Consider the following 4,193-nt stretch of genomic DNA (forward strand, 5'->3'; position numbering starts at 1 on the left):
CTGGAGTAGGTACGCAATTTAAGATTCTCATTCCGAAAAAACAATAAACTTAACAAGTTCTTTACAAGCTCTACACAGTGGATTCATAATGCTTTGTTAAGATATTTATGAAACCCCCTATTACCGCATTTGGCAGGAAAAAGAACCCTATTTCAAGGGTTCTTTTTTCATGTGTAATAAATTGTTCATTTCGTCTCGAATGGGTGATTGGGATCGAGGGTCCTGAAAAATTCCAATGAAAGTAAACTTTATGAAACTTTATATTGATCTAATCGTAGAAATAATGAGTGAAAAGAAAAGAGGGATACATAGATGAGTGTTAAGCGCATTTTAACGACTGCATCTTTGGCTTTGGCTGGAATCATTGCACTTATTGCCATATTTACTACATGGTATACAGTGGATGAATCGGAGCAAGCGGTCGTCATAACTTTTGGGAAAGCAGAGGAGCCAATACTAGATTCTGGATTGCATTTTAAATTGCCATGGCCCATGCAAAAAGTAGAAATTCTATCGAAGGAGACATTCAGTCTGCGATTCGGCTACAAGCAATCAGAAGATGGAGAAATTGATTCATACGATAACGAAACAAAAATGATTACAGGGGATGAAAACATTGTATTAACTGACTTGGTTGTACAGTGGAAAATCACAGACCCTGGAAAGTATTTATTTAATTCAGAAGCCCCACAGGAAATTTTGCATGATGCCACTTCAGCATCTATCCGTTCAATCATCGGGAGTTCGATGATTGATGAAGCTTTAACATCAGGAAAAGCAGATATTGAAGCTCAAACGAGGGACTTACTTGCTACGCTTATCGAAAAATATGATATTGGTATTTCCATTTTAGGTGTAAAACTACAAGATGTAGAATTGCCGAATGCAGAGGTCCGTTCTGCTTTTACAGCCGTAACCGATGCGCGTGAAACGAAAAACACGAAAACAAATGAAGCGAAGAAATATCAAAATCAGCGTGAAAGTGAAGCAATTGGTGAGATTGCTGCCATTAAGTCCCGTGCTGAAGGCCAACGTACAGCACGTATTCAGCAGGCAACAGGAGAAGTGGCTGTCTTCAATAAACTTTATGCAGAGTATCGAAACAATCAGGAAATCACAAGACAACGATTAGTCATTGAGACATTGGAGTCGGTCTTGCCGAATGCTCAAATTTACATCATGAATGATTCAGGTGAAACGGTGAAGTACTTGCCATTACAACAACCTACACAAGTTCCACCAGTTACAACTGAGCAGGGAGGCGGCAARTAATGGACACGAACAAACCGAACCCATTCGCAAGCCTGGAACAAAAGTTCAATGAACAATTCAATAATAAAAATAAAATAACAAAAACACGAGAGCCTACAAATTTAAAAAAACATATGAAGACCATTATTACATTAACCGTCGTATTTGCCGTTCTAATTATCCTGCTCGCTAATATATATGTTGTTAAAGAAAATGAGTACCGTGTTGTTCGCCAATTTGGTGAAGTGGTGGATATTCGATTTGAGCCTGGAATTTATATGAAAATCCCGTTTGTCCAAAGTGTCTCTACTTTACCGCGTTATCAGATGACGTATAACGTTTCGGAAGCGGAAATCAATACTAAGGATAAAAAGCGAATTATCATTGATAACTACGCTGTATGGCGAATTAGCGAACCTAAAGCCATGATAACGAGTGCAGGAACTTTGTTGAATGCAGAAGCGCGAATGGAAGAGTTTATATACTCTGTCGTACGGACAGAACTTGGACAGCTGAACTATGATGAAATCATCAATGATGAAAACACTTCGAGAGGAAGCTTGAATGACCGCGTGACTGCACGCGTAAATGAGCTTCTGAAAGACGATGATTACGGAGTAGAAGTAATTGATGTCCGAATGAAGCGTACGGACCTCCCACCAGAAAACGAACAATCCGTTTATACACGCATGATTTCCGAACGCCAATCCATAGCACAGAAGTACCTGTCTGAGGGGGATGCAGATAAGCGCACAATTGAAGCATCTACAGATCGCAAAGTACAGGAAATGGTTGCAATTGCCCAAAAAGAAGCATCCATCATTGCAGCTGAAGGTGAATCGGAAGCGGCCAAGATTTATAATCAATCTTTCTCGAAAGACCCTGAATTTTATGCTTTATATCGAACATTAGAATCCTACAAGAAAACAATTGGTGATGATACAATGATTATTTTGCCATCGGATTCTCCTTATGCAAAAATTCTTTCAGGTTACTTGGAATAGATTATTAGGAGTGACATTTCATAAGCTGTATTTGAAAAACCAATAACACTGTTTATTTCAAAGGACGTCATTTTCCTTTCATCTTGCCAACATGGTAATATGAAGGAAGATGACGTTTTTTTACGTAGAGGAGTGGAAAATCTGTGAGCAAAAATAAAGTTTTATTATTAGATGGAAATAGCTTAGCGTATCGAGCATTTTTCGCGCTCCCATTACTGACGAATGAACATGGGATCCACACAAATTCAGTATATGGTTTTACAATGATGCTACAAAAAATATTGGATGAAGAACAACCAACACATATGCTTGTGGCATTTGATGCAGGGAAAACCACGTTTAGGCACACGACTTTCGGTGAGTATAAGGGTGGCCGTCAAAAAACACCACCAGAGCTTTCGGAACAGTTTCCATATTTGCGAAAACTATTAAGCGCATATCAAATCCCGCAATATGAGCTTCCGATGTATGAAGCGGATGACATAATCGGGACGTTGAGCAAACAGGCTGAAGCAAAGGGAGAAGAAGTGATTATTGTTTCGGGTGATAAAGACCTTACACAGCTTTCTTCGGACTCGACGACTGTCTATATCACACGTAAAGGCATGACTGATATCGAGAAGTWTACACCTGAGCACATACTAGAAAAGTATGGCTTAACCCCTAATCAAATCATTGATATGAAAGGATTAATGGGGGACGCATCAGATAATATTCCAGGAGTTCCTGGTGTCGGTGAAAAGACAGCAATCAAACTATTACTTGAACATCACTCGGTTGATGGTGTGTACGAAGGCCTTGAGAGTGTCAAAGGAGCAAAATTAAAAGAAAAACTAGTGGCCAATGAAGAGCAGGCAAAAATGAGTAAAGTGTTGGCAACCATTGAAACACAAGCTCCAATCACTATTTCTTTAGAAGATTTGTCCTATAATGGTCCCGATATGGATGAGGTCATTAAAATTTGGCAGGAGCTGGCCTTCAAATCACTGTTAGAAAAAACAACCTATTCACAAGTGGAAGAAACGAAAGCAGATATTTCTTTCAAGCACATATCAGAAATTACGACAGAGCAACTTTCAGAAGAAATGGCTGTTCATCTGGAATTGTATGACGAGCAGTATCATACAGCTGATATGTTGGGTGTCGCACTTGTTGATGACAAAAATGCGTTTTTTATGAAAGTTGAGGACGCGTTTGCATGTGAATCATTCCGTACGTGGCTGGCTGATGCGTCGAAAAAGAAACAATTGGTAGATTCCAAAGCGGCACTTGCAGCTTTCCATCGCAATGGGGTACTGCTCGATGGTGTTGAATTCGACTTTGTCCTTGCTGCCTATATTGTGAATCCAGGGATTACATCTGATGATGTAGCTGTGTTATCACGGGAGTTTGGCTACAGTGAAGTATTAACGAATGAACAAGTGTATGGCAAAGGTGCTAAGAAATCAGTTCCTAGCGACGCCGAACTAGGAGAACATGTAGTCAGAAAAGCAATGGCTGTATGGAAACTGCGTAAAGTAATGGATGATAAGCTGAAAGAAAACGAGCAATATGAACTTTATCATGATTTGGAGTTACCATTAGCTACAATCCTCGGGAAGATGGAGTCAGATGGTGTGAATGTCAATCGTCAAACACTGGTGGATATTGGTGAGGATTTAGCCGGGAAGTTGACGGAGATTGAACAAACCATTTATCATGCAGCAGGTGAAAACTTCAATATTAATTCACCGAAACAACTAGGTGTAATCTTGTTTGAAAAACTTGGGCTTCCACCTCTTAAAAAAACGAAGACAGGATACTCAACGGCCGCAGACGTTTTAGAGAAATTGGAAGGGAAGCATGAAGTCATTTCCCATATCCTTTTGTATCGTCAGTTGGGCAAATTGCAGTCGACGTATATTGAAGGATTGTTAAAAGAAATTCACAAGGACGACG

At 39.7% G+C, this 4,193-nt stretch carries 3 protein-coding genes; all 3 read left to right on the plus strand.

The genetic code is table 11. The features are described from left to right. Positions 1–312 precede the first annotated feature (312 nt). The gene (hflK, locus tag AC1DSB_RS15225; RefSeq protein ID WP_016426694.1) at positions 313–1,272 is read left to right on the plus strand and encodes an FtsH protease activity modulator HflK; all 960 of its coding nucleotides are present in this window, start codon (positions 313–315) and stop codon (positions 1,270–1,272) included. Next, positions 1,272–2,255: a protease modulator HflC gene (hflC, locus tag AC1DSB_RS15230; protein ID WP_477531955.1), complete on the plus strand. Its 984-nt coding sequence runs from the start codon at positions 1,272–1,274 to the stop codon at positions 2,253–2,255. Before hflK ends, hflC begins: the two co-directional genes overlap by 1 nt. A 143-nt stretch (positions 2,256–2,398) precedes the next feature. After that, on the plus strand, positions 2,399–4,193 hold a 1,795-nt coding region (locus tag AC1DSB_RS15235), incomplete at its 3' end, for a DNA polymerase (protein ID WP_477587027.1).

Source organism: Paenisporosarcina sp. P4_E4_2 (genome assembly GCF_056401595.1).